The following is a 26,322-nucleotide window of genomic DNA, read 5'->3' as shown; positions in this document are numbered from 1 at the left end:
TTGGAGTACTCAACATCGGAAAGAGAAGACTGACCAGAACGCATAAACCCCATCATTCCAACAAAAACACCGACACGCCAGGCCCACGCCGCCCCAAACCCACCCGAATAAATCAGTGCTTCCCTAGCCTTTCTCCGTCCCCCTGGGGCAGACCACCCGTTTCGTCGACCTCCTACGGAGAACCATGACCGTCACGCCCCCGCCGCCCTCGCCCGTCCCGCCCGTCGGAGGATCGCGTCGACCAGAGCCGTCGGGGCAGAGCTCCAACGGCTTGGCGACCGCCGGATTCGTCCTCAGCCTGATCGGCCTGCTCCTGTGCTGGATTCCGATCGTCAACTTCCTCGGCATCCTGTTGGGCGTGCTCGGCGTCGTCCTGGCCGGCGTCGGGCTCGCGGCCTCGAAGAAGCGCGGAGCGGGCAAGGGGCTGGCCATCGTGGGCGTCGTCCTCGGGATCCTCGCCGTCGTGTTCGCGTTCATGATCAACGCGGCGGCGGTCGACGCGATCGATGACGCGGTGGACGACGCGGTCAGCAACGACGTGGAGTCCTCCGACGGCTCCGACGGGACCTCGCGCGACCGCCCGGTGCCGCTGGGCACGCCGATCACCGGCGGGGACTGGACGGTGACGGTCAACTCGGTGGGCACGGTCGCGCAGGACTCGATCGGTCAGTCTCCGGCGGCGGGGAAGGTCTTGCTGTCGGTCAATGTGACGGCTGCGTACAACGGTGACGACCCGCAAGGCTCGACGCCCTGGGCGAGCGTGAAGTTCGTCGGGCCTGACGGAGCGAGCGTCGACTCCACGAATGGATCGTCGCTGTTCGTGGCCGAGAACGAGTTCGATCAGCTCACCACCCTGTATCCGGGCGCGTCGACGACCGGCGACCAACTCCTCGAAGTGCCCGCCGACACATGGCAGCAGGGCGTCCTCGCGGTCTCGCCCGACCTCGTCGAGGCTGACACCTTCGTCGCCGTCCAGTGACTCGCTGACGTCTCGCCCTCAGGTCCCTCCACCGATCCGGCGGAGGGACCTGAGTTCATTCTGTGATTCACCCCACAGGCGGTGAGCGGGACTGCTACCGTGCTCTCACCCGGGACCATTCCGGTGTGATGAAACACGCATGACGGGAACATGACATGACACTTGCGATGGCACATAGCCCGCGACATAATCTGGCTATGAGTTTTCAGGCGCAAGAGCCCGCCCCCGTCGGCGGCGCCGCCCTCGACCAAGTCTTCTTCCTCTCCGTCTCCGCGGCGGTCGTCTCCGCGGCTCTGCTGTGGATCGCGTGGGCGCACCGCACCCACCGCATCGACTGGTTCCAGAAGGCGGGTGAGCGGCTGCACCAGCGCCTCGGCGACCCCGGCTGGTCGGCCCTCGCGATGTTCTTCGTCGGCAGTTCGCTGATCGTCGCGCTGCTCGGCTTCCTGTGGGACGTCAGCCTGCACGCCGGCCGCGGCCGTGACGACGGACCGCTCGCCAACCCGGCGCACTACCTCATCCTCTACGGGCTCTTCGCGCTGTTCATCGCCGGCATGAGCGCCGTCGTCTGGCCGCGTGACGGGCAGAAGCCGGGCGTCGCCTCGGTCAAGATCACCCGCGGCTGGTACGCCCCGGTCGCCGGCCTCTACATCGCCGCCTGCGGCCTGTACGCCCTCATCGGCTTCCCGCTCGACGACGTGTGGCACCGCCTCTTCGGCCAGGACGTCACGCTGTGGGGCCCGACCCACCTCATGCTCATCGGCGGCGCGGGCCTGTCGACCGCCGGCATCATCCTGCTGCGCCGCGAAGGCGAGTTCGCCGACGACTACGAGGACAAGGGAGCCGCCATCGGCCGTTTCCTGGTCTACGGCTCGGCCTTCGGCGCCCTGCTGATCGGCCTGTCGGTCTTCCAGGCCGAGTTCGACTTCGGCATCGCGCAATTCCGCATGGTCTTCGCGCCGATGATGATCGCCGCCGCCGCCGCCGTCACGCTGGTCGCCGCGCGGCTGTTCGTCGGCCCCGGAGCGGCGTTCTTCGCCGCCGCTTTCTTCCTCGGCGTGCGCGGCGTCGTGTCCTTCGTCGTCGGCTCGGTCTTCGGCCAGGCCGACCACGTCTTCCCGCTCTACCTCGGCAGCGCGCTCATCGTCGAGCTGCTGGCGCTGACCGCCCTGCGCCAGCGCTTCCTCGCTTTCGGAGCCACGGCGGGCCTGCTGATCGGCACGGTCGGCATGGTGTTGGAGAAGTTCTGGAACGACCAGGTCTTCCCGTTCATGTGGACCAAGGACATGTGGGTCGAGGGCCTGCTCATGGCCGCGCCGGTCGCGGTCGCCTGCGGCCTGTGCGGCGCGCTGTTCGCGCTGGGCCTCGAAGGGCGCCTGCCCGCGAAGAACATCGCCCGCGGCATCACCGCCGCCACGGTGCTGGTGCTGATCGTCGCGGTCGCCAACGGCCTGCACGCCACGGTCCCCAAGGACGGCACCGCCACCTTCACCACCAGCGAGTTCTCCACGCCGGAGGGCGACTGGCTGACCACCGAGGTCACGCTCTCGGAGGGACTCGTCGACGACGACCCGACCTGGGTGCAGATCACCGCCTGGCAGGGCGGCGGCGAGGGCGTCATCACCGACAACCTCGAGAAGGTCGAGAAGAACACCTACCGCTCCACCAAGCCGGTCCCGATCGGCGGCAACTGGAAGACGCTGCTGCGCGTCCAGGACGGCCGCATGCTGACCGCCGTGCCGATCTACCTGGCCGCCGACGAGGCGCTCGGCGTCGAGGAGTTCCGCGCCTCCGACGGCGTGCCGCAGGAGTTCGTGCCGGAGATCGAGATCTTGCAGCGCGAGCGCGACTTCGACGCCGACGCCTGGATGTGGAACCTCGCCAACCTGATCGTGTTCCTGTGCAGCCTCGCGGTCATCATCGGCATCTGCGTCTCGGTGGCCCGGTTCTCCGGCCGCCTGGCCCAGCACCAGCGCGGTGAGCTGGAAGGCGACGACAGCGACACGGACGAGACGGTCTCGCTGACGAAGTCCTGATGGTCGTCCTGCCCGCCCACGGGTTCGGAGGCGCCGAGGATCTGCCGATCCCGTTCGGGACGGCGCTCATCGGTGCCTCCTGGGCGTTGACGATCTCCTTCGCGGTCCTCGCGCTCGCGTGGACCGAGCCGAGGCTCGTCGCCCCCCGAGGCCCGGCCGAGCCGCCGCCCCGTCGGCGCTGGCTCCAGGGCCTCGGGGCGGCGCTGACCGCCTGGTTCCTCGTCGCGCTCTACGCGGGGCCGTCGGACGGGACCAACGGCGGCGTCGGCGCGCTGTACGTGTGGGTGTGGGTGGGCCTCGTCCCGCTCGCACTGATCTTCGGGCACGTCTGGCGTGACCTGTCGCCGTGGCGCACGGTCCAGGAGGTCGTCGGGCGGCTGACCGGGCGGCCGGAGGGCTACCTCGCCTGGCCCGCGCGGCTCGGCTACTGGCCCGCCGCGCTCGGGCTGTTCGCCTACGTCTGGCTGGAGCTCGCCTCGCCCGACTCCGGCGCGGTGGGCCCGGTGCGCTGGTGGGTCGCGGCCTACGTCGCGGCGACGGTCGCGGGCGGCGTCGTGTTCGGGCCGACCTGGTTCGACCGGGCCGACCCCTTCGACGTCTACTCCGCCGTCGTGGCGCGGCTGTCGCCCTTCGTCGAGGACGGACGCTTCAAGCTCCACCACCCGCTGATGTCGCTGACGCGCGTCCCCGTCGCTCCGGGCCTGGTGGCGGTGCTGGCCGTGCTGCTCGGGTCGACCGCCTTCGACTCCTTCTCCGGCATGCCCGAGTGGCAGCGGGTCGACGCCGGTCCGGTGCTCCAGACGGCCGTGCTGGCGCTCTTCTGCGTCGTCGCGGGCACGCTGTTCAGCCTCGCGGCCGTCGCCACGGGGGGCGTCAGCGCCGAGCGGCGGCGCGCGCTGCCGGGCGAGTACGCGCACACGGTCGTGCCGATCGTCGTCGGCTACATCGTGGCGCACTACGCGACCTATCTGATTGAGACCGGGCAGGAGACGCTCCTGCTCATGCTCGACCCGCTCGGCCGCGGGTGGCACGCGCTCGGCGGCTTCGAGCCGGTCTACTGGCTCACCGACCATCCCGCGCTGCTCGCCTCGGTCAAGGTGATCGCGGTGCTCGTCGGGCATGTGGTCGCGGTCCTGTCAGCGCACGACCGCGCGCTCGCGCTGCTGCCCAAGGCCCACCGGCTCAGCGGGCAGCTCGGCATGCTGTTCGTCATGATCGCCTTCACCTTCACCGGCCTCTACCTGCTGTTCACCGGGTGAGGGGCTTTTGCACTCGTTGGGGTCGAGTGCTAACTTCGGACTTGGCACTCGGCACCTGAGAGTGCCAGAACCGGCCGTCCGATGAGGTCGCCGCCGACGGGGAGCAGGGTTCCCCGTCGGCGTCGGCCGTCCGTCGCGGGCATCGTCGGCCGCATTCCATCGACGCACACCAACGCGGAGAGAAGCACTATGGCCAAGTCCATCGCATTCAACGAGGAAGCCCGGCGCGGCCTCGAGCGCGGTATGAACCAGCTCGCCGACGCCGTCAAGGTCACGCTCGGCCCCAAGGGCCGCAACGTGGTCCTGGAGAAGAAGTGGGGCGCCCCCACGATCACCAACGACGGCGTGTCCATCGCCAAGGAGATCGAGCTGGAGGACCCGTACGAGAAGATCGGCGCCGAGCTCGTCAAGGAGGTCGCCAAGAAGACCGACGACGTCGCGGGCGACGGCACCACCACCGCCACCGTCCTGGCCCAGGCGCTCGTGCGCGAGGGCCTGCGCAACGTCGCGGCCGGCGCCAACCCGATGGGTCTGAAGAAGGGCATCGAGGCCGCCGTCGAGGCCGTCAGCGAGCAGCTGCTCGGTCTGGCCAAGGAGGTCGAGACCAAGGAGCAGATCGCCTCGACCGCGTCCATCTCGGCCGCCGACCCGACGGTCGGCGAGATCATCGCCGAGGCCATGGACAAGGTCGGCCAGGAGGGCGTCATCACGGTCGAGGAGTCGAACACCTTCGGCCTCGACCTCGAGCTCACCGAGGGCATGCGCTTCGACAAGGGCCACCTGTCGGGCTACTTCGTCACCGACCCCGAGCGCCAGGAGACGGTGCTCGAGGACCCGTACATCCTCATCGTCAACAGCAAGATCAGCTCCATCAAGGACCTCGTCCCGGTCCTGGAGAAGGTCATGCAGTCGGGCAAGCCGCTGGCGATCATCGCCGAGGACGTCGAGGGCGAGGCGCTGGCCACCCTCATCGTCAACAAGATGCGCGGCACCTTCAAGTCGGTCGCCGTCAAGGCCCCCGGCTTCGGCGACCGCCGCAAGGCCATGCTGACCGACATCGCCATCCTCACCGGCGGCGAGGTCATCAGCGAGGAGGTCGGCCTGTCGCTCGACGCCGCCGACCTGACGCTGCTGGGCACCGCCCGCAAGGTCGTCACCACCAAGGACGAGACCACCATCGTCGAGGGTGGCGGCGACGAGGCGCAGATCGCCGGCCGGGTCAACCAGATCCGCGCCGAGATCGAGAACAGCGACTCCGACTACGACACCGAGAAGCTGCAGGAGCGTCTGGCGAAGCTCGCCGGCGGCGTCGCGGTCATCAAGGTCGGCGCGGCCACCGAGGTCGAGCTGAAGGAGCGCAAGCACCGCATCGAGGACGCCGTCCGCAACGCGAAGGCGGCCGTCGAGGAGGGCATCCTCCCCGGTGGCGGCGTGGCGCTCGTCCAGGCCACCAAGCTGGCCTTCGAGAAGCTGGAGCTGGAGGGCGACGAGGCCACGGGCGCGAACATCGTGCGCGCCGCCGCGTCGGCCCCGCTCAAGCAGATCGCGGTCAACGCCGGCCTGGAGGGCGGCGTCGTCGCGGAGAAGGTCGCGAACCTGGAGCCGGGCTTCGGCCTCAACGCGGCCACGGGCGAGTACCTCGACCTGCTGGCCGAGGGCATCATCGACCCGGCCAAGGTGACCCGCTCGGCGCTGCAGAACGCGGCGTCCATCGCGGCGCTGTTCCTGACCACCGAGGCGGTCGTGGCCGACAAGCCCGAGCCCGCCGCGGCGGCCGGCGGCGCCCCCGACATGGGCGACATGGGCGGCATGGGCTTCTGATCCCGTCTGTCTGACGAGGGGCCCGATCCGCGCGAGCGGGTCGGGCCCCTTCTGGCAAGATGCGGGGGTGGATCCACGGCATCGGGAGCGGCTGTTGGCGGCGGGCGTCGAGGCCGAGGCGCTCGACGCGCAAGCGTGGCGGCTGCTGACCGACGAGCTGCCGCAGTGGTGGCACGACTGCCGCAACGCGCTCTACTACGCGCCCGGGGCGTATCTGCCCGACGCGGCCTTCGAGAACCTGCTCGTCTACCCGATGAGCGACTCGATCATCGTCGTCGGCTCCCCGCTCGACACGCTCGCCTCGCTGCTCGTCGGCGGCGACCGGGCGGTCGTCTTCTTCGGCGAGCGGGTCATCCTCACCGCGGGCGACCTCTACTGCGGGCCCGACTCCTCGATCGTCCTGCACGGACCGCTCGTCGCCACCCGCTGCCCGGTGGTCGACGCGCGCAACGGCGGCAGCGTCGTCGCCGAGCCCGACCAGCTGTGGGCGGCGGGCGTCTACATCGCCACCGACGACATGCACCGGCTCACCGACGTCGCGACCGGCGCCCGGCTCAACCCCTTCGGCGCCGACATCCGGCTCGGCCGCCACGTCTGGCTGTGCCGCGACGCCGTCGTCAGCGGTCATACCCACATCGAGCACGACGCCGTCGTCGGCACGCGGTCGGTCGTGCGCGGGCAGAAGGTCCCGGCGCACACCGTCGTCGCGGGAACGCCCGCCCGGGTCGTGCGCGAGGGCGTCACCTGGGACTTCGACGACCTTCCCTGACCCCCTGAGGTGGTGACCTGTCCACCTTTGCCCATGCGTCGGTGGACCATGCACGCTACGAGCGCTCATAGGGTGGATAACTCACCGCGCTCAGGGGAAAGGTGGATGACTCACCGCCCTCGGGGGAGGCGGGTCGACCTCGGTCCGAACGGGCTGAGAGCGTGCGTCACGCCGCTGTTAGTCTGCCGACACTGGCCACTGTGACCAAAGGACGAACATGGGCGACATCGGGTACAAGCTGAAGGTGCTGCGGCAGATCGGACTGCTGAAAGCGCAGCGTCCCGACCGGCTCCTCAAGGCGGGCGTCAAGCTGGCCTCGTGGGGTCCGGGCTTCCCCGCCGCCATCGCCGCGGCCACCGCCCGCTATCCCGACCAGCTGGCTGTCATCGACGACGTCGGCCAGCTCACCTGGCGCGAGCTGAACGACGAGATCAACCGGTTCACCGAGGCGCTCAAGCACGGCGGCATGAAGCCGGGCGACCCGGTCGCGGTCATGTGCCGCAACCACCGCTACATGGTCATCGCGATGGTGGCGATCATGAAGCTCGGCGGCAAGGTGCTGCTGCTCAACACCATGGCCAGCGCCGCGCAGCTCGGCGAGCTCACCCAGCGCGAGAAGGCCAAGATGGCCATCATCGACCAGGAGTTCTTGAAGGTCACCGGGGAGATCGACCGCGACATCGTCGTGATCGCGTGGGCCGACGACGACACCCACGGACTGCCGACCATGACGGGGCTCGCGAAGGGCCACCCGGCCACCGAGCACAAGAAGCCCGAGCGCCCCGGCGCCATCGTCATCTTCACCTCGGGCACCACCGGCCTGCCCAAGGGCGCCAACCGCAAGGAGCCGGAGAACCTCGACCCGCTGCTGACCTTCTTCGGCTCGATCCCGTACCGCGGCAACTCCACCGTCGTGCTGGCCGCGCCGCTGTTCCACTCGTGGGGCCTGATCAACTTCGGCTTCGGCCTGTCGACGGCGCCCACCTACGTGCTGCGTCGCCGCTTCGTCCCCGAGCAGGTCATCGCCGACATCGCGACGTACAAGGCCGAGGCGCTGGTCGTGGTGCCGCTGATGATGCAGCGCATGGTCGACGTCGACCCGAAAGTCATCGCGCGGCACGACGTCTCCAGCCTGCGCATCACCGCCTCCAGCGGATCGGCGCTCGCCGGCGAGCTCGCCACCCGCTTCATGGACACCTTCACCGACTCGGTCTACAACTTCTACGGGGCGACCGAGACCGGCTGGGTCTCCATCGCCGGACCTGCGGACCTGCGCGCCGCGCCGGGCACCGCGGGCCGCGTCCCGTGGCGCACGGTCGTGAAGATCCTCGACCAGGACGGCCAGGAGGTCCCGCAGGGCGAGACCGGCGTCATCTACGTCGGCAACGAGATGCAGTTCGGCGGGTACACTGACGGCCGCACGAAGGACTTCCGCGACGGTCTCATGCACACCGGCGACCTCGGCTACTTCGACGCCGAGGGCCGTCTGTTCGTGGCCGGACGCGACGACGACATGATCATCTCCGGCGGCGAGAACGTCTTCCCGCGCGAGCTGGAGGACGCCCTCATCGACCATCCCGACGTGCACGACGTCGTGGTCGTCGGCATCCCCGACAAGGACTGGGGCCAGTGCCTCGCCGCCTACGTCGTGGTCAAGGACGGCTGCGAGGTCGAGGAGAAGACCCTCGTCGACTACGCCAAGGACAAGGTCGCCCGGTTCGCCGTGCCCCGCAAGATCCAGTTCATCGACGAGCTGCCGCGCAACCCCACCGGCAAGGTGATGAAGCGCGAACTGCCCGGCTTCGACTGACCCGACGAGACGGAGCGCTGACACCTGTGAAGTTCGAGTATTCTCCCGACGTCGACGGCGATCCGGACCCCGGCGAGGTCGTGTGGACCTGGGTCCCCTACGAGGACGACCCGAGCCAGGGCAAGGACCGCCCGGTGCTGCTCGTCGGCCGTGACGGCGATCGCCTGGTCGGCCTCATGCTGACCAGCAAGGACCATGACCGCGACGCCGCTCAGGAGGAGCGCGCCGGCCGCTACTGGATGGACCTCGGCACGGGTGCGTGGGATCCGCAGGGCCGTCCCAGCGAGGTGCGGCTCAACCGGCTCGTCGAGGTCGATCCCGACGACGTGCGCCGCGAGGGCGCGGTCCTCGACCAGGCGCGTTTCGACGCGGTGGTCGAGGCGGCGCGCCCGTACATCGCGGGCTGACGCCATGCCCCGGATCGGGCCGGTCGACGCCTTCCAGCGCGAGCACCGGACCGTCGGCCTGCCGATCGCGGTCGTCTACAAGTACTTCGACGACCAAGGGCCGTACCTGTCGGCGATCATCGCCTATTACGCCTTCTTCGCGATCTTCCCGATGCTGCTGATCGGCACCTCGGTGCTCGGCTACGTGTTGCAGGACGACCCCGAGCTGCGCGACCGGCTGCTCGACACCGCGCTGCGCCAGTTCCCCATCGTCGGCGACCAGCTCGGCCGCCCCGAGGGGCTCAGCGGCAGCACCAGCGCCATCGTCGTCGGCGCGGTCACGGCGCTCTACGGCGCGATCAACCTCGGCCAGGCGCTGCAGAACGCGGCGAACGTGGTGTGGGCGGTGCCGCGCAACAGTCGCGCCAACCCCTTCCTGCAACGCCTGCGCAGCCTGATCTTCCTCGCCGTCGGAGGGGTCGGCATCCTGGTCATCGCGATCGGCAACTCGGTGCTGTCCAACCTCGACCGTCTCGGCAGCGCGTGGTCCGACGAGGTGAACATGCTGCTCGGCTGGGCCGGCTTCGGCTGCTCGATCCTGATGTTCATGGCGATCTTCCACCTCATCAGCGGCAGTCGCGGCAGCTGGCGCCGGGTGTTCCCGGGTGCCGTCGTGACGGCCGTGCTCTGGCATGTGCTGCAGGTCGCCGGCCAGTCCTACGTCGCGATGGTCATCGGCCGGGCCAGCCAGATGAACGCGACCTTCGCGCTGGTGCTCGGCCTGATGGGCTTCATCTTCATCGGCTCGTTCATGGTGGTGATCGGTCTGGAGAGCATGGTCGTGGTGGTGCGGCGGCTCTATCCGCGGGCGCTGCTGACGCCGTTCACCGACAACGTCGTGCTGACCGAGGCCGACCAGCGGGCCTACACGAGCTACGCCAAGATGCAACGGCACAAGGGATTCCAGACCATCGACTCCCGTTTCGACGACGACTAGGGCCTTTGCGCACGTCGTTTGAGCCAGTGGTCGATGGTGGCGGTCTGGATGGTGACGGTGAGTTGTCGTAGCGGGTCTGGAGCACTCGCACCGGAACTCGTGCCCAGATTCAGGCTTCCTTGAATTGCCGACATTGCGGCGCTAGTCCGTCAGCCGCGGGCGAACCACGACGACGCTGATGTTGTCGGGACCGCCCGCCCGGCAGGCGGCGGCGACGAGATGGCGGGCGAGCGTCTCCGGGTCGGGGTGCTGGTCGGCGAGCGCGGCGATCTCCTCGTGGCCGACCGGATCGGTCAGACCGTCCGAGCAGACGATCAGCAGATCGTCGGGAGCCGGTGTGAAGCGGTCGGCGTGCGCGTCCACCGCCGTCGGGGTGGGGGTGCCGCCGAGGCTCTGGGCGACCACGCCGGGACGCCCGTCGCCCCGCTCGACCCGGTCGATGAGCGCCAACTGGCCCACATAGCCGTCCCGCAGCCGCAGGATCGAGCAGTCGCCGACGTTGAACAACAGCAACTCCTCCTCGCGCACCACGAATCCGGCGATGGTGGCGCCCATCGAGGCGTAGCCCTCGGTCCGCGCGCCGGTCTCACGGACGGTGTCGGAGACCCGTTGCACGATCGCGTCGACCGTCGTGGTGTCGGCGGCGGAGGCGAGGTCCAGGTCGGCGAGCGCGGCGGAAGCGACCCGCGAGGCCGTCTCGCCGCCGGGGTGCCCGCCCATCCCGTCGATCACCGCGACCACGCCGCGTCCGCGCAGGTCGAGGGTCGCGTGGGCGTCGTGCGAGGAGGCGGTCCACCCGTCGAGGTGCACGCTGTCTTGGTGGCTGGTCCGCGTCAACCCGATGTGGGTCCGTGCGGCGATCTGAAGGCGCAGCGCCATGAGTGGCTCCTGTCCGCGAGGGGTGGTCGGGGTGGATGAGTTCAGTAGCTCGCGATGATGGCCAGGACGAGCGCGATGCCGCCGACGATCCCGCCGAGGATGATCGCGCCCGTCAGGTAGACCGGCCAGAGCAGGAGCAGACCGAGCAGTGCGAAGAACGAGGCGGTCACGATGACGGCCAGGTGGAGCGCGGTCACGGGTCGTCGTCGGCCGGTCTCCCAGGTCGCCATCACGAAGAGCGCCAGACCGGCGGGGACCGCCCACGACAGGGCCGCGCCGCCGCTGTGGACGACGGAGAAGTCACCCGTCCAGCCGTAGACGGTCCGCACCCACGGCCACGCCTCGGCCCGCAACTCCTCGACGGCCTCGGCGAGCGCCGACCGGCTGGCCCAGCTGACGCTCCACAGCATCGTCGGCGGCGCGACGAAGGCCAGCGGCCAGCGCGCGGCCTCCAGCCACCCGTAGGCCCGCTCGACCGTCTGCGGGACCGGACGGGTCAGGTCGGGCGCCAGGTTCAGCGAGGAGAGGTAGAACGCGGCGGCGGCCGCGATGGCGTAGCCGATGGCGGCGCCGACGGCGGGCGCGCCCCAGGCCCCGTCGTCCATCAGCACGAGCCATCCCGCCCAGAAGCCGAGCGGCGCGCCGGTCGCCACGGCCACGACGGGCGGCCGGGGCAGGAAGGCGTCGGTGATCCACGCGACGACGAGCGCGACGGCCAGCCCGATCCCGGCGGCGATGGCCATGTCGAGCGCGGCGTCCCAGTCGAAGGTGTCCGAGCCGGAGCCCGTCTCGGTCATGACGAAGCCGACGAACGCGCCGATCAGATAGAGGATGCCCAGGCAGCCGTTGGAGAAGAGCCGGTCTCCGGCGGCGTCGCGGCGCTGCGCCCTCGTGCGCGACAGGGCGGCGGCGCGTTCGCCGCGCGCGTGATGGGCGATGGCGTCGTGGACGTTCGCGCCGTCGAGCTCGGCGGCGGCGAGCAGCGCCGGGCCGATGAGGTCGGTCACGGGCGCCGGACGGTCTCCGCGCAGTTGGTCGAGGACCGGCGTGGCCCAGGAGGCGACGGTCCGGCTGACCTGGGTGTGGTCCTGTGAGTAGCGGTGCCGGGCGGCGGCGTAGTCGGGGCTCAGGCAGGAGCGCAGCAGCTCGCCTTCGAGCAGGTCGTAGGTCTGGTCGAAGAGGGGCGTGATCGGCTGGGGGGCGACGCCTCGCGCGCGCTGGTCGACTTGCGCGAAGTACTGGGCCTGGGCGGCCGTCAGCTGCTCGTGGAGGCGGGCGACCTCCGACCACAGCTGGTCGAGCTCGACGTCGACCGCGACGAACGTCGCGTGGTCGGGGTGGCCCATCGTGTGCTGCAAGATGTGGTCGCGGCGCAGCGCGCGGACCCAGTCGACCGCTCGCGCGTCGCCGTGGCCCGCCTCGGTGGCCACCTGGTCGAGGCCGGCGGAGGTCAGTTCGACGCCGCGGAAGGTGGGCGGGCGGTCCGGCGCGAGCAGCAGCGACAGCTCGAAGACCGTCCCGTCGACACCGTGGCCGCCGTCGAGGATCACGCGGGACGCCTCGGCGTAGGAGGTCTTGGACAGAGCGGTGCGGACCGTGCTGGCGCCGCGTCCGGAGAGGAAGCCGCCAGCTTGTTCCCACTGGTCGATGAGGGCCTCGCCGAACTCCTGCGGCGTCGCGAAGGTCCCCCATCCAGGAGCGACCAGCGTCCAGTCGGCCTCGGCGGTGGGCGCGAGCGGCGTGTGGACCGCGGGCGACCCGCCGGCCAGCCACTCGGTGACCTGCCGGGCCGTCCACCGGTGCTGCGGGTCTTTGGTGAGCAGACCGCGCAGGAGGAGTCGCCAGCGGTCGTCGAAGGGCGACAGGTCGACGTCGCTCTGCATGAGGTGGGCGATGATGCGCGCGTCGTTCCAGCGTCGGCCGTCCGGCTCGGCGAAGGGGTAGCGGTTCTGGTGGACCTCGTAGAGCGTGATGCCGACGGCCCACCAGTCGCTCGGGAAGTCGTGCTCGCCGCGCAGCGTCTCGGGGGAGGCGTAGCCGATGCTGTGCGAGGTGGACCCGGCCTCGGCGCCGGCGATCAGCTCGCGGGCGAGGCCGAAGTCGGCGAGCACGAGGTCGAGCGGGTCGAGCGAGCGGATCAGGATGTTGGTGGGCTTGATGTCGCGATGGATGAGCTGACGCGCGTGGGCGTGCTCGACGGCCGTCGTCAGCTCCCGCACGACCGTGTGGAGGGTGTCGGCGTCGAGCCGGCCGCCGTGACGTTGGGGCAGTTCGGCCAGGGTGCCGTGCTCGACGTACTCCTGGACCTCCCATTGCTCGTCGCCCCACTGTCCGAAGCGGGTGCGCAGGATGTGCTCGTCGGCCGTGTTCTCGATGACCTGGGTGATGCTGGCGTTCAGCCGGTGGTTGGGGGTCGTGTAGAGCTTGACGGCGACCTGGTCGTCGTTCTCGCGGTGGCGGCAGAGGTACACCTCGGCCTGTCCGCCGCGCCCGAGCAGCCGGACGATCTCGTACTCGGCGGCCAGCGGCTCGGGCAGCGCCCGGCGGATGACGGCGGTCGGCTCGCCGCGAGGCCCGCCGTCCATCTGGGTGGGCTCGGTGTGGCCGTCGGGGGTGTCGAGCTCGGTCGGCTCGTGGCCGGACGCTCCCGCGTCGAGTTCGGTGGGCTCGTCATCGGACATGGGGGCTCCGAGGGGTGGTGTGGCGGGTGCGCGTGAGCAGGGAGGTGAGCAGGTAGGCGGTGGTCCCGACGGCGGGCACGACGGCGAGCCAGTTGAGGATCGAGTCGCTGTAGGGAGCGAGGGCCTCGGGGGTGGTCGCCTCGGGGTACAGCTGCTCGATGCAGAGGGCGTAGGCGACGTAGGTGGCGATGCTGGTGAAACCTCCGACGATGGCGGCGATCCCTTGGCGGGGGAGCAGAAGGAATTTCGTCACGACGACGATGACCGCGGCGGCGCCGAAGAGCAGGAGGTAACGCGGTAGCCAGGCGCGTGTCGGCAGGTCGAGCTCCCCGCTGCCGATCCCGAGGCTGACGACGAAGCCCAACGTCAAGATGAGCAGCGGGAGGCCGAAGGCTCCGGGGATCTGCCGCTTCAGCGCCGCCTTGCGCTCGGCGGTGGCCGCCGCCCGCACGGCGGCGGCGGACTCGCGCATCGCGGCCGCCTGGCGTTCCTCGCGCTCGCGCTGCGCGGCGGCCTGGGCGTGCAGGTCGGCCTGGGCGGCGCCGCGCAGGCGCGCGACGAGCAGATTGCGGGGGACCGGTCGGGCCGACGTCTGGGTCGCCTCGCCGAAGGAGGTCAGCCAGGGCGCGACGTCGGGGCGGCGGAGGGTCTGCGCGGCGTCCTCGGACAGTCGGGGCGACACGTCGTCGGAGAGCGCGGCTTGGAGGAGGGGGCCTTCTACCATCGGCGCGAGGTCGTCGAGGACGGCGCGCAGGTCGGCGGGCTGCAGGCCGGGCAGCGTGGCGGACAGGGTGGCGAAGTGGCGCCGCTGCTCGGCCTCGGCCTGGCCGACGAGCTGGTCCCAGGTCGTCCACCACGACCGCAGATCGTTGTTGACGGCGGCGAACTGCTGGTGTTGCGCGTGCCCGGTGGTCTTGTCGAGGATGTCGTCGTGGCGCAGGCGACCGATCCACGCGCCGGACGCCGGGTCGCCCTGGGCGGCGGAGGCGGCGACCCGTCCGAGTTCGGCGGCGGTGAGGGCGACGCCACGGAAGCAGGGATCTTGGTCGGGAAGCAGCAGCCGTCCCAGCTCGAAGACCACCGCGTCCTCGCTCAACAGGTTGATGGAGTGGCGATGGAAGACCGAGGCGACGGCGTCGGCGTGCGCCGTCTGGGCGAGCGCGTTGTGCAGCGAGGCGCGGCCCTGGCGGTCGTGGAGGAGGCGGACCGCCTGGTCCCAGTGGTCGACGAGGGCCTGGCCGAGCGCGGCGGGGTCGTGGAACTCCTGTCCGAGGAAGCCCGCGTACGACCAGGTCCGGGGCGCGGCCAGGTGGGAGCCGCTCGGGGACGCCTCGACGACCTCGGGGGTGCGGCCGCGACACCACGCCAGCACCTGCTCGTCGGTCCACCGGTGCTCGGGGTCGCGGGTGAGCAGTCCGCGCAGGAGGAGGCGCAGGCGGCCGTCAGGGATGTCGGACAGGTCGACGTCGTCGCGTTCGAGGAGCGCGCCGATCTTGAAGTCGTTCCAGCGGCGGCCGTTCTCGTCGGTGAAGGGGTGTCGCCCGACGATCACCTCGTAGAGGGTGACGCCGAGGGACCACCAGTCGCCGGGGAAGCCGTGCACCTCGTCGCGCAGCGCCTCGGGCGAGGCGAAGCCGGGGGTGTGGGAGGTGGAGCCGATCTCGGCGCCGGCGATGAGCTCGCGGGCGAGGCCGAAGTCGGCGAGCACGAGGTCGAGGGGCTCGACGGAGCGAACGAGGATGTTCGACGGCTTGATGTCGCGGTGGGCGAGGCCGAGCGCGTGCGCGTGGGCGAGGGCCAGCGCCGACTCGCGGACGAGGTCGTGGACGAACCGCTCCGGGAGCGGACGGTCGTGGAGCGCGGCGACGTCGGCGACCGTGCCGTGGGCGATGTACTCCTGCGTCTCCCATTCGTCGGAGCCGTCCTGCCCGAAGCGGGTCGGCAGGATGTGCGCGCTGTCGGCCCGCTCGATCAGGCTCGTCAGTTGACGGTTGAGCCGATGGTTGGAGGAACTGTAGAGCTTGACGGCCACCTGGTCGCCGGTCTCGCGATGGCGGCACAGGAACACCTCGGCCTGGCTGCCACGACCGAGCGTCCGGACGATCTCGTAGTCGGCCGCCAACGACGCGGGCAGGCTCCGGCGCGGCGCTGTGGAGGCCGCGTGCTCAGTGTCGAGGTGGGTCGCCGCGACGTCGCTGTGGGGGTCCAGTTGGGTCGCGGCGACGCCGCTGTGCCGGTCGTCCATCTGGGTGGGCTCGTGACTGGTCATGACTGGCTCACTCTCAAGGTCAGGTGGCGGCTGAGGCCGATCTCGACGCCGTCCTCGACGGGCACCACGGCGGCTCCGTCGATCAGCACGCCGCGCACCCAGGTGCCGTTGGTGGAGGAGAGGTCGCGCACGTGCAGGCGGCCGTCGTGGAGCAGCACCTCGGCATGGCGGCCCGACACCTTGAGGTTGCCGGCGGCGAGACGCGCCCAGGGGCTGTGGTCGGGGTTGCGGCCGAACACGACGGGTCGTCCCTCGGTCAGCGGGACGCGGGTCCCGTCGGGGGCGACGAGGGCTGTGCCGGAGTTGGGACCGGGGGCGGCGGGCTCGGGCTCGACCGCCGCGCCGACCGGCTCGCCGCAGTAGTCGCACTCGGCCTGACCCGGCGGGACGGGGAAGCCGCAGCACAGGACCGCGGGCCCCGGAACGGGCGACGCGACGGCCGACGGCTCCGGCGGAGCGGCCTGTTCGGGCTCCGGCGGGGGATCGGCCGGCACGGGTCCGGGAGCGAAGTCGCTGCCGCTGCACAGGGAGCACAGCGTGCGCGTCTCCGGGTACTCCGTCCCACAACTGCGGCAATGGACCGCGACGCTCAGCTCTGCCATGACACCTCCGGGAAGTCGATACCGCGACGGGACATCTCCGCGCGGAAACGGTCGAGATCGCCCGCCGCCGGCAGGCCCGCCATGACGAGGCTGCCGCCGGAGACGGTGACGTTGACGGTGGTCGCCCGCTCGGGGTCGACGAAGCGCTCGTGGCCGAGCGGGGTCAGATGCAGCAACTGCTGGTTGCCGGACGCCCGCAGCCAGCCGTCGCCCGGCTGGTCGGCGCGGTAGGGACCGGCGACGACGGCGTCGGCGTGCTCCCAGAGCCGCGTGCTGAGCCGACGGGCGCGGGGCGCGGCGTAGCCGGTGAAGACCAGCACGTCGCGGTCGGCCAAGGCCCCGGCGGCGCGCAACAGGTCGAGACAGTCGGCCAGCGCGTCGGCTTGCTGGAAGGGCTCCCCGCCGGAGATCGTCAGCCCGTCCAACGCCTCGCCGTCGAGGAGGTCGGCCACCTGGCGGGCGAGCGTCGAGACCGGCAGGCGCTGGCCGTCGGCGCCGTCCCAGGTGTCGGTGGAGGCGCAGCCGGCGCACCCGATGGAGCAACCCTGGACCCACAGTCCGGCGCGACGGCCGGGCCCCAGCGAGGTGATCGGCGCGGCCAGCCGGTGCACGCTCAGCTCAGCCGCAGCGACCATGTGCCGTCCCTCTCCTGGTCGATCCCGACGATGTCGATGGACCGCGCGGAAGGTGGCAGGAAGAAGATCGTGCGGGCCAGCGGGTTGGTGAACACCGACTCCACGTTCTGGCCGATGCCGCGGCCGCCCATCGACAGGTCCGAGCAGCAGGCGTGCCGCAAGGTGCTCCATGCCGCGTCGCCGAGGGTCACGGTGACGCCGTGCAACTCCCGGACCCGCTCGACGGCGTTGGTGACGAAGATCCGCAGCAACTCCTCGGCGACGTCCTCACGGATGTAGTCGAAGACCACGACGTTGTCGCCGATCCGGTTGAGGATCTCCGGCCGCTTCAACGTCTCGGTGAAGTGCCGGGTGACCGCGCGGCGCACATGCGCGTCGAGCTGCTCGAAGGTGAGGTCGGCGCTGGGCAGCGTGCCGTCGGGCAGCGGGTCGGCCATGCCCTGATTGGAGGTGAAGACGATGATCGACTCGCTGAAGTGCACGGTCGCGCCGGAGCCGTCGGTGAGACGTCCGTCGCTGAGCACCTGCAAGAACTTGTCCATGATCTTCGGGTGGGCCTTCTCGATCTCGTCGAACAGGACGAGGCTGAACGGCTTCTGCCGGATCGCGTTGGTCAGCTCGCCGCCGGCGTCGTGGCCGATGTAGCCCGGCGGCGAGCCCATGAGCCGCTGGTCGCTGCCCTCGTGGGCGAACTCGCTCATGTCGAAGCGGATGTAGGCGTCGGGACTGCCGAAGATGACGCGGGTGAGCGCCTTGGCGAGCTCGGTCTTGCCGACGCCGGTCGGGCCGGCGAGGAACAGCACGCCGCGCGGTCCGGTGGACGCGCCGCCGGTGTGCGCGGCGGTCAGTCCGGTGGTCGAGCGCATGAGGATGTCGAGCGAGCGGCGGATGGCGCCGTGCTGTCCGCGCACCTTGTCGCTGAGGGTCTCCTCGGCGGTCGCGATCTTCGTCTTCAGCGTCTCCTGTTCCCAGGGGTTCTCCAACAGGCCGACGCGGTACATGCGGACGGCGTCGGCGACCCGGTCGGCGGTGAGGCCGCGGTCGAGCGCCAGTTGGAGGATCTCGTGCATCGCGTGCAGCGTCATGCCGTCGGTGAGCGAGGCGAAGGCGTCGACGTGCTCGTCGGCGAACGCGCCCAGCGGGCCGTCGGCCATGTCGCGGGCGAGCTGCCGCGCGGTGGTCGTGCGGGTGTCGAGGTCGGGGGTGGGGATCGGCACGCTGTGGCTGCCGTCGGTCGCGCTGACCAGCCAGCCGGGCAGGTCGGACTGACGGTCGAGGATCCAGAAGACGGGGTTGTAGAGCGCCGCGCGGCCGGCGCCGGGGACGAAGAGTTTGCCGGTGTGGTGCATCCGGTGCAGGGCGGTGCGGAACATCGCGTGGAACTCGTCGCTGAGCGGCTGTCCGGTGGGCGCGAACTGGGAGGCGTAGTCGATGACGAGGGCGAGGCGTCGGGGCAGGCGGCCGTCGGGCTGGACCGCCGCGATGAGTTGGGCGAGCGCCTCCGGCGTCAGCGGGCGGCCGATCCGCTGCGTCCAGGTGGAGCCGTCGGGCAGGGCCGAGAGCGCCGACCGGGAGGCTTCGTCGTCGGGCGTGAGTCCCAGACCGGCGACGGGGTCGTAGGTCAGCAGCGTCTCGTAGCCGCTCAGCGACAGCAGCCGGGCGATGGCGTCGGCGGTCGTGGGGAAGGCGAAGCGCTCACCGGTGGGGACGAGATGGCGGTCGCGGATATTGCCGTGGAGGAAGTAGTGGGCCGCCACGGGAAGGTGCGCGTCGATGTCGCGTAGCCAGTGCGGGTAGTGATCGACCTGGCCGGTCGTGGCGGTCGGCTGGTCAGAGGTGGTCACGGCGCTGCGTCTCCTGGGTCCGGCGCGTGCGGGTGTCGCGCTGAGGGGCGGCGCGACGTTGGACGGGGAGGGCGCCGGGTGGATGACGACGGGCGAGCGGCGCCTCGACCTGGCGGGCGCGCATGCCCTCTTGGAAGTCGCCGATCCAGCCGCAGCTCTCCTCCTCGACTTCGGTGTCGCGCAGCGGATCGGTCTCGCCGAGGGCGACGATATTGGTGTTGATCCGGGTGCTGGTGGGCGAGACGCGCACGAGCAGGGCGTGGTCGGGCCAGGCGTCGCGGCGCAGCAGCCCGCCCTCGCTGGTGAGCGCCATGGCCGCGAAGTCGTCGTCGGCCTCGTAGCCGAGGTCGCGCCAGACGTCGAGCGCGGTGGCGACGACGAAGGCGCGTTCGGCCTCCAGCTCGGCCTGCGCGACGGCGGCGAGGACGTCGGGGCGGAGCCGTTCGACCGCCGTGAGGGCGCCGGCCGCGTGGACCCGGGCGGTCAGGTCGTCGGCGGCCGGTCCGGTGACGCGCGCGACGATCGTCAACAGGTCGCGGGCGGCCTCGTCGCGTGCCGCGCGGTCACGCTGCTCGCGCACCGCGTCGGTGACCCGCCGCGTCAGGGTGAGCCAGGCGCGGTCGTCGGACGGAGTGCGCGCCTGCGACAGTCGGACGATCTCCGAGGTGAGCTGTTCGCGATCCTCCGAGGAGGTCTGCGCGAGCAGTTCGAGCAGCGACTGGATCTTTTTCTCGCGCGCGGCTCTCTCGGCGTCCGCGTCGCGCGACGGCGTGGGGGTCGCGCGGGTCCGGGACGCCGGCGAGGACGACAACCGGGTGACGGTGAACTCGGTCTCTCGGGCGCGCTCGCGGAGGGCGGCTCGCGTCTGCTCGACGATGCGTCGGGTGCGTTCGGCCCCGGCGGCCTGCCGTGCCCGCTCGACGGCTTTCTGGAACGTGTCGAGCGTGTCGAGGTCGGCGTCGCTGGGATGGTCGCGGCGCGCCGACCCGTAGCCCTGCTCCGCGAGCGAGGCGAAGACGTCGAAGCTCAGGCCCTCGCGCCTCAGCTGCGCCTGGAGCTCGCGTGCTTGGCGTAGGAGCTCGCGCCACCGGCCGCCGAGCGCCTCCAGCTCGCGGCGTCGGCGGAGTGCCTCGTTCAGGGCGTAGTCGTAGCCTTTGGGTCCGCTCACAGTTTCCTCTCCGGTGCCTGCTCATCGTGCCATGTGGCGGGCTGGTTGTCGTGTCCTCGAAAGTGAGGACAACGGCATGGCGGGGACGTGCGGCGGGCGGGCCGGGGTGAGAATCGGGAGATGGTCCCTGACGCCCATATTGAGATCAAGAAGCTAGTCCGCACGAGTGACTCGGTCGGAGCGGCCGCGGTGGCGGTGCGGCGGCTCGTCCACGCGGTCGCGGAGTGGGAGCCGGGGGCGAGTCTCGACGTCACCTTCGCCACCCACGACGGCCGCCGTGTGCTGGTGCTGGCGCAGTACGGAACGGCGCAGCCGGGATGGGAGGCCGACGTGCGGTGGGCCGTCGGCGGCATCGCGGTGCTGGGCGCCAAGAGCGAGGACGTGCCCGACGGCGACACGCCGGACTGGTCGAGCGTCTACGAGCTGCGTCCCACCCGTGAGCTGCGGCCGGACATCACCGGGATGGCCGGAGAGGTCGCGTCGGAGGCCGCCGCCGCGCCGGGCGGCACCGAGACGGTCGTGTGGGAGGCGTCGCACCGGTTCCGGACGGTCACGCCGTGGCCGACGCCGCAGGGCGACGATCTGCGCGACACGGCGGCCCTGCTGTCGGAGCATCCGGGTCTGATGGCGCGCTTTCGGATCGCGCCGGCGACGGAGCTGGAGATCGACATGCTCGGCGCGACGCTCGACCGCACCTGGACCGGCTCCGACGGCGACCTGCACGGCTATGTCGGGCGTCCGGTGCGCATGCGGGCGTTGATCGCCTCGCAGGACGGCGAGGTGCCGGCGCGGTTCCGGGCGCTCGCGCGACGGTGGGCGACCCACTTGTCGATCGTGCGGGTGCCGGAGGCGGAGGCGCGGGAGGCGTGGGACGGGCCGGCCGACAGCCTCGCCGGGCACACGGTTCCCGAGGGCGTCGCGCGGAGCCTGCTGCGGCTGCCCGCGGCGGGCAACGCGGCGTTCTCCGGTTTCGAGACCGAACTGCCCGCGCTGTCGTCGCATCCGCTGGACCCGGTGCCGCCGAAACCGGAGCGTCCGGTGCGCCTCGGCACGGCCACGACGGTCGCCGGACGGACGGTCGAGGCCACGATCGACGCGCGCGACCTGCTGCGCCACGGTTTCATCGAGGGCGGCTCGGGAGCGGGCAAGTCGACGCTCATCAGCGTTCTCGTCCGCGAGTTGACCCAGCTCGGCTACGGCGTCACCTTCCTCGACCCGCACGGCACCACGATCGACGCGATCCTCGACGAGCTGCCCGAGGCGGGGCACGAGAGCGTGCGGGTGGTCCGTCACGAGGACGCCGACCGTCCGGTCCCGTTGGACATCCTCACCGGCGACGCCGAGGAGGTCGAGCGGGCGGTCGAGGCGTTCTCGGAGTTCATCCAGATGATGTACGACCCGAGGCGGGAGGGCATCGTCGGGCCGCGGTGGAAGCGCTGGTTCGGGCTGTTGGCGAAGGCGGCGCACCAGGCGTTGGGCGAGGAGGCCTCGCTGGTGGCGGTGGCCGACATCGGCTCGGACACCCAACGGGTCGAGAAGCTGGCCAAAGCCATCATGGCGGTCGACCTGGTGACGGCGAAGTCGCTGCTGGACGAGATCGTCAAGAACCGCAGCAACGAGGCGGCGGAGGTCCTGGCGTGGACGGTCTCGAAGCTGCAACCGATGTTCGCGACACGGCATATGCGGGCGATCCTCGGCACCGGGCGCGACGCGGTCGACGTCGGGGCGTGCATGGACGACGGCACGACGCTGTTGGTCGACTTGGCCAGTCCGATGCTCGGCACGCAGGCGTCGCGAGTGTTGGGCGCGCTGTGGATTTTGAAGCATCAGATGGCGTTGGGGCGGCGCCGGCACATCGACCGTCCGCATGTGATCGTCGTCGACGAGGCGCATCTGTTCCAGTTCGGCGCGCTGCCGAGCCTGTTGGCGGAGGCGCGCAAGTTCGGGGTGGGCGTGGTCGTGGCGACGCAGTTCCTGGGGCAGTTGGAGACGGCGCTGGCCGAGTCGCTGGAGGCCAACGCCGGCAGCATGTTCACCTTCCGCACGGGTCTGCCGTACGCGCTGCGCTCCTCGACGCGGCTGGCGGGCTGGCCGGTCGATGAGCTCGTCCGGCTGCCGGATCTGACGGCGGCGGTGAGCCTGTCGCGCTCGGGCACGGCCACTGAGCCGTTCCTGCTGAGCGTCGACCACCACGGACGGATGGAGCGGCGGGGCGAGCGGGGCACGCCGACGACCGACGAGCGCCGCGACGCGGTGGTGGAGCGGTCGTCGCGGGAGTTGTGGGAGCCGTTCGCGAGTCTGCATCCGTCGACGCCGGAGAGTCTCGACCAGCGGTTGACCGAGGTCGCTCAGACGAGGTCGGCGCGGCCCCGTCCGGGCTCGCCTCCGCCGAGGCCGTCGGCGGATCCGGCCGCTCCGAGCTTCCTCGACGAGTGGCTGGCCAAACGCAAGCAGGCGCAGGAAGCGCAGGAGGCGCAGAGGAGAGAGCAGGGCGAGGCGCCCGACGAGAAGGACGAGTCATGAGGTCGCTTGCCCCGCCCGACCGGCTGATCGTCTTCGCCGGGGAGCAGCTGTGGGCGCCGATCGACGCGCTGGCGCAGTGGGGTGACCGGCTGGCGCAGGCGCATCTGCTGGTGATGCACGGTGGGGAGGTCGCGGGCGGTCCGGCCGACCGGCTGCGCGATTTCATCAGGGCGTCCTTCCCGAGGGTCGAGGTGGTGACGCACAAGCCGTTGAACGACGACGCGCCCTCGGAGCTGTTGGAGCGTCTTGACGCGATCGTGACGACGGAGGGGCGGTGGCTGGTCGACGCGTCGGGGGCCACGCGGTTGTTGTTCGCGGGTTTGGCGCAGGCGGTCGCGGCCGGCGCGGCGCCGCCGGTGATCCATCGTGAGCCGGACGGACCCTGGTACGAGTTGGGCCCGGCGGGCGAGGCGCGGCTGTTGGACGACGTCGACGTGGACGCCGCGGAACGGTTCACCGTCGAGGATCTGCTCACGGTGACGTGGGGCGACGAGGACCGTCAGGCGCGGGTGCTGCACAGCGAGGTGGAGCCGGAGGTGATGGCGGCGGCGCGGCGCGCGTGGGACGGCGTGCCGTGGGAGGAGGCCTTCGACACGGCGGTGGCGCAGTTGGAGGCGGCGGTCGGCAGGAGTCTGTCGAAGGGGCGTTTGTTCGAGACGTTCGTGGTGAGCCTGGTGCGCGAGATGGGGATCGACGCCGACGACGTGGCGATCAGCGCGTCGCTGTTTGACGGGTCGATCCCGGTGCAGGAGGTCGACGTGGTGGTCAACTCGCATGGTCGGCTGCATGTGGTCGACTGCAAGCTGACCTCGGAGAAGGACGACGAGAAGAACCGCTTGAGTATCGGTGATCAGATCCGCACCGCCTACGCGACGCGTCGGCTGTTGGGCGACGGCGGGGACCAGTTCATCCTGCTGCGTCCGCAGCGAGTGGTGCCGGAGCACTTCCGGCGCCTGTGCCGTGACTACGACATCCAGGTGATCGACCAGGCGGTGTTGGAGGAGGAGAGCCTGCCGGCGGCGTTGGAGCGGTTGCTGCGCGGCGGCGGTCGGGCGGTGGGTCCGCGGATGACGCGGACGGGGGTCGTCCGCGTGCCGGTCCGTTCGCAGGTGGTGGAGGTGCACGCGGAGTTCGTGCAGTCCCGCGAGCCGGTGCGGGTGTACGACCTGGAGCCGGTGTGCGCTGTCAAGGTCTCCACTACGGCCAACGTCCCGGATCTGAGACGTCGCATGACGCGTGTGGTGGGGGATCGGGGCGAGGTGGTGGGGGCGTATCGCAACCACGGCAGCAAACGTCAGGCCACGATCCTCGTCCGTCCCTTCCACGATCACCGTGACGAGCTGCTCGCGCTGCTCGCCGCCCTGACGGTCGAGACGTTGGAGGGCCGACGGCTCAGCTGAGGGCTTGTCCCTCGTCGTCCTCGCCGTGTTCCGGCCATTCGAGCATGCGCACAAACGTCGGTCCCGACTCCGTCTCTCTCCTCCTCCGTGGGTGGAGGAATTTCTTCGCGAAGTGTCTCTCGCTCTCGGCTTTCCAGTTGGATCGTAGAAGGTCTTCGCAATGTGGTTGGCCGAAGGTGACAAGACCTGGCTGAAGCGAGTAGAGGTCGGTGTGATCGAGAGGGTTCAAAGATCTCAAATCGCCAATGCTTACTGTGGCGCTGACACGGCCGACGGCTCTATCATGGTCCCATGATTCTCTAACTTGGTGAGGAACTCACATGCTTTCGTTGGGACAGGCTCGTCGCTGGCTCGCGGCGGCGATCACCGTGTTTCTCGGTGTTGTCGGCGCAGGCCTTCTTGCTGACGGCGCCGCTTTACTGCTGTTTGATCACAATGAACCTCAACCCCTCTGGTTCTGGGTTTGGTTCGTGTCGGGGTGCGGCGCCGTGGTCGTCGCGGTTGTCCTGTGGCTCACGATGAGGACCGGCGCGCGATTCTTTGGAAGCCGTGCCCTTGTCGCGAGCGCTTGGCTCGTGGGGGTCATGCCGTTCGCGTTGTCCTGGGTTCAGGACGGGTTTTCGGAGAAGAATTGGTGGAAGCTGACGTCAGGTGCCGTGATTGCCCTGGTCGCGGTGGTCATTCTTTGGTTCCAAATGAAAAGGCGGAGGAGTCGGTCAACCTCAATTCGGAACTTCAGCGGCCAGGAGATCGATAAATCTCTTGTTGGCCGGGTTGATACCCTCGTGGCCACCATCAGTCCTTTCGAGTACGGCAACGATGCTGACAACTTCGATCACTGGCCCAAAGCGCTCATCTACACGCTTAAACTATTTGATAATCTCCAATTGATTGTGATGGTTGACAATCGGGGTAAGAGTGATGAGGCTGCCGAGGAGCAGGCTCAGGTCACCGAAGCGGTTGAAGGCTATTATCGGGCGCTGGGTGTCGACACGCCGACGGTCCGACACGTCTACCTACCGTCTGATCTACCGCCTAGCTTGGACAAAGTGGGCGAACTTCAGCAGGAGATCCGCGCTCAGATCGATGATTTTTACGTTCAGAACGGGGACGTGGGACCGACGGTGGTGGCTGACATCACGGGCGGAACAAAGACTCAGAGTATCGCACTCTATGAGGCCCTCAACGGCGAAGACGATGTAGAGATTATTTATGTGCATGCCAATGGGCCTAAAATCTTGGTTGAAAAGGACCCGATGCCGGTTACGGTGCTAGAAAAAATCAAGGAGTTGAGTATCGGCGAACTCGGGGCTAAGGAATCGGTGGGTTTGAAGTTCTTCACGATCAAGGAAGGGGCCGCTCTCGCACAAGCTGACGGTGCGTCTAGGGTTCGGACTGGAGCCGATGTCCTCCAGTCATCAGAGTCGCTTCCGCTGCTGGTGTTGAACAGCAGTGTCATGACGAACTTTGGCGACTACTCCTATACGCCAGTTGGGCTTGAGGATGCTCGACGGTTGATCGGACGTGCTGACAGTGTGCGTAGTGCCATAGGCCATCCGGCGACGGCGCAATACCTCTCGGAGATTCTTGAGGCGGAGATTGTGTTCAACAGGGTTGAGGTGAACCAGGAGGTCGGCCAGGAGGCGTTGGTGTACAAACTCAAACAACGTCCTAAGCCGGGATCGGAATTAACGCTCGACCAGTTGCGTGAACTTGACTATGAATTTGGCCTTCTTGTGCGTCGCGGTTAGTGACCGCTGAGTTGTCTCTGAGCGGGCTGCTGTCAGCCGGTGACTTTGTTGAGGCTGGTCGCCACGCCGGTAGTGTGATTCACGTATCGGGCTGGGTGGCGACGGCACTCAGGTAGTTCTTCTATTGTGCTCGTACGCGAGGAGCGCGCCGCGAGGGCGACCGGTAGCCTGTTTCTCCTCCTTTCGGTGCGCCGCGCGCCGAGCATCGGCTGTAGTTTAGAGGAGAGGTCTGTCGCGAACATCGCGCCAAGGTGACTGTTCTTTTCCAGCGCATGTCGACACGAATATTGACGAATTGCTTGAGCACTAATCCGTATTAGCGGAAATTGTTACCGCGGTCCTTCAAAGGACCCCTGACTCGAAAGGCCCTGAAATCACTGAACCGTCAAGGGGTCGGAAGGTGTCGCTCCCTGACTCGAAAATGGTCGTGACCCCTGGTGGTTAGCCGGTGTGTTCGAGGGTGACGGTGTAGCCGAGTGCTTCGAGTTGGCGGAGTGCTTGTCGTTTGGCGCG

18 protein-coding genes are annotated in these 26,322 nt (G+C 69.7%); 11 read left to right on the top strand and 7 right to left on the bottom strand.

Translation table 11 applies throughout. The features are described from left to right. The first annotated feature begins 184 nt into the window (after nucleotides 1–184). The 8 genes from QM621_RS01930 to QM621_RS01895 all read left to right on the top strand — a co-directional run bounded on the left by QM621_RS01930 (nucleotide 185) and on the right by QM621_RS01895 (nucleotide 10,057). Nucleotides 185–979, top strand: a complete 795-nt coding sequence (locus tag QM621_RS01930; RefSeq protein WP_414988667.1) for a DUF4190 domain-containing protein — start codon at nucleotides 185–187, stop codon at nucleotides 977–979. Nucleotides 980–1,176: 197 nt separating this feature from the next. Next, complete coding sequence (locus QM621_RS01925) at nucleotides 1,177–3,015, top strand: hypothetical protein (RefSeq protein WP_414988666.1); 1,839 nt, start codon at nucleotides 1,177–1,179, stop codon at nucleotides 3,013–3,015. Continuing rightward, on the top strand, nucleotides 3,015–4,274 hold the full coding sequence (locus QM621_RS01920; protein WP_414988665.1) for a hypothetical protein: 1,260 nt from the start codon (nucleotides 3,015–3,017) through the stop codon (nucleotides 4,272–4,274). The genes QM621_RS01925 and QM621_RS01920 overlap by 1 nt, the downstream gene beginning before the upstream one ends. A 189-nt stretch (nucleotides 4,275–4,463) precedes the next feature. Further along, nucleotides 4,464–6,095 carry a chaperonin GroEL gene (gene groL / locus QM621_RS01915; protein WP_414988664.1) on the top strand — a complete coding sequence of 544 codons (1,632 nt, stop codon included), beginning with the start codon at nucleotides 4,464–4,466 and terminating at the stop codon, nucleotides 6,093–6,095. A 67-nt stretch (nucleotides 6,096–6,162) separates the two neighbouring features. Further along, the gene (locus QM621_RS01910) at nucleotides 6,163–6,864 is read left to right on the top strand and encodes an acyltransferase (RefSeq protein WP_414988663.1); all 702 of its coding nucleotides are present in this window, start codon (nucleotides 6,163–6,165) and stop codon (nucleotides 6,862–6,864) included. Nucleotides 6,865–7,081: 217 nt separating this feature from the next. After that, nucleotides 7,082–8,674: an AMP-binding protein gene (locus tag QM621_RS01905; protein WP_414988662.1), complete on the top strand. Its 1,593-nt coding sequence runs from the start codon at nucleotides 7,082–7,084 to the stop codon at nucleotides 8,672–8,674. Between the two features lie 26 nt (nucleotides 8,675–8,700). Beyond that, the gene (locus QM621_RS01900) at nucleotides 8,701–9,081 is read left to right on the top strand and encodes a type II toxin-antitoxin system PemK/MazF family toxin (protein ID WP_414988661.1); all 381 of its coding nucleotides are present in this window, start codon (nucleotides 8,701–8,703) and stop codon (nucleotides 9,079–9,081) included. A 4-nt stretch (nucleotides 9,082–9,085) separates the two neighbouring features. After that, nucleotides 9,086–10,057 carry a YihY/virulence factor BrkB family protein gene (locus QM621_RS01895; RefSeq protein WP_414988660.1) on the top strand — a complete coding sequence of 324 codons (972 nt, stop codon included), beginning with the start codon at nucleotides 9,086–9,088 and terminating at the stop codon, nucleotides 10,055–10,057. Between the two features lie 141 nt (nucleotides 10,058–10,198). Here QM621_RS01895 and QM621_RS01890 read toward each other — a convergent pair whose 3' ends face one another. From QM621_RS01890 to QM621_RS01860, 7 genes are read right to left on the bottom strand one after another with little or no spacing between them, the layout of a single operon-like run. After that, a complete protein-coding gene (locus QM621_RS01890; RefSeq protein ID WP_414988659.1) occupies nucleotides 10,199–10,936 on the bottom strand; it encodes a PP2C family protein-serine/threonine phosphatase in 738 nt (245 codons plus the stop codon). 41 nt (nucleotides 10,937–10,977) lie between these two features. Then, entirely contained in the window at nucleotides 10,978–13,617 is a 2,640-nt protein-coding gene (locus QM621_RS01885; RefSeq protein ID WP_414988658.1) for a protein kinase domain-containing protein, read from the bottom strand. After that, the gene (locus QM621_RS01880; protein WP_414988657.1) at nucleotides 13,607–15,886 is read right to left on the bottom strand and encodes a protein kinase domain-containing protein; all 2,280 of its coding nucleotides are present in this window, start codon (nucleotides 15,884–15,886) and stop codon (nucleotides 13,607–13,609) included. Before QM621_RS01880 ends, QM621_RS01885 begins: the two co-directional genes overlap by 11 nt. Beyond that, entirely contained in the window at nucleotides 15,883–16,488 is a 606-nt protein-coding gene (locus QM621_RS01875) for an FHA domain-containing protein (RefSeq protein WP_414988656.1), read from the bottom strand. The genes QM621_RS01880 and QM621_RS01875 overlap by 4 nt, the downstream gene beginning before the upstream one ends. Beyond that, complete coding sequence (locus QM621_RS01870) at nucleotides 16,476–17,123, bottom strand: 4Fe-4S single cluster domain-containing protein (protein WP_414988655.1); 648 nt, start codon at nucleotides 17,121–17,123, stop codon at nucleotides 16,476–16,478. Before QM621_RS01870 ends, QM621_RS01875 begins: the two co-directional genes overlap by 13 nt. Then, nucleotides 17,102–18,967: an AAA family ATPase gene (locus QM621_RS01865; RefSeq protein ID WP_414988654.1), complete on the bottom strand. Its 1,866-nt coding sequence runs from the start codon at nucleotides 18,965–18,967 to the stop codon at nucleotides 17,102–17,104. Before QM621_RS01865 ends, QM621_RS01870 begins: the two co-directional genes overlap by 22 nt. After that, nucleotides 18,954–20,135, bottom strand: coding sequence for a hypothetical protein (locus tag QM621_RS01860; RefSeq protein ID WP_414988653.1), 1,182 nt, complete (start codon nucleotides 20,133–20,135; stop codon nucleotides 18,954–18,956). Before QM621_RS01860 ends, QM621_RS01865 begins: the two co-directional genes overlap by 14 nt. A gap of 120 nt (nucleotides 20,136–20,255) precedes the next feature. Here QM621_RS01860 and QM621_RS01855 point away from each other — a divergent pair, with 120 nt between their 5' ends. From QM621_RS01855 to QM621_RS01845, 3 genes are all read left to right on the top strand, one after another. Further along, nucleotides 20,256–22,658: a type IV secretory system conjugative DNA transfer family protein gene (locus QM621_RS01855; protein ID WP_414988652.1), complete on the top strand. Its 2,403-nt coding sequence runs from the start codon at nucleotides 20,256–20,258 to the stop codon at nucleotides 22,656–22,658. Next, a complete protein-coding gene (locus tag QM621_RS01850; protein ID WP_414988651.1) occupies nucleotides 22,655–24,058 on the top strand; it encodes a hypothetical protein in 1,404 nt (467 codons plus the stop codon). The genes QM621_RS01855 and QM621_RS01850 overlap by 4 nt, the downstream gene beginning before the upstream one ends. A 320-nt stretch (nucleotides 24,059–24,378) precedes the next feature. Then, the gene (locus tag QM621_RS01845; protein WP_414988650.1) at nucleotides 24,379–25,809 is read left to right on the top strand and encodes an STIV orfB116 family protein; all 1,431 of its coding nucleotides are present in this window, start codon (nucleotides 24,379–24,381) and stop codon (nucleotides 25,807–25,809) included. The last annotated feature ends 513 nt before the right edge of the window (nucleotides 25,810–26,322 follow it).

This window comes from Aeromicrobium sp., assembly GCF_047606445.1.
Classification (GTDB): Bacteria; Actinomycetota; Actinomycetes; order Propionibacteriales; family Nocardioidaceae; genus Aeromicrobium.
This window is presented reverse-complemented; position numbering and strand designations above follow the sequence as displayed.